Raw genomic sequence first — 289 nt, 5'->3', positions numbered from 1 at the left:
CTAGCTGCATCGACACTCACTCATGTTCAGTTTTGAAAGGCGCAATGCCTTTCAAGCTTGGCAGTCTTGCCAAAAGTTGATGGTTGCATCAACCGGGCGGACATGCTAAGATAATCTTCCTGCCGCTGAAACGGCAGCGAAACAAGATTTGTTCCTTGAAAACTGGATAACGAAACAAAGTGTAAAGCTGAATCATCCTTAGTTTTACTAGTTGATACCGCGAGGTATGTATCTTTTGGAGCGACTTTTGTCGAAGACAAGCGGAGCGAGAAAAGATATATAGCGAGCA

At 44.3% G+C, this 289-nt stretch carries 1 protein-coding gene; it reads right to left on the bottom strand.

Annotated elements, in window-relative coordinates; translation table 11 throughout:
* Window positions 1–26 precede the first annotated feature (26 nt).
* Window positions 27–289: hypothetical protein (locus QMG93_RS35125; protein ID WP_281944538.1), on the bottom strand; the 263-nt coding region annotated here is incomplete at its 5' end.

It is taken from the genome of Paenibacillus tyrphae (genome assembly GCF_027925525.1).
In the GTDB taxonomy this organism is placed as follows: Bacteria; Bacillota; Bacilli; order Paenibacillales; family NBRC-103111; genus Paenibacillus_G; species Paenibacillus_G tyrfis_B.
The sequence above is the reverse complement of the archived record's forward strand: the minus strand, read 5'-3'. Positions and strand labels throughout refer to the sequence as shown.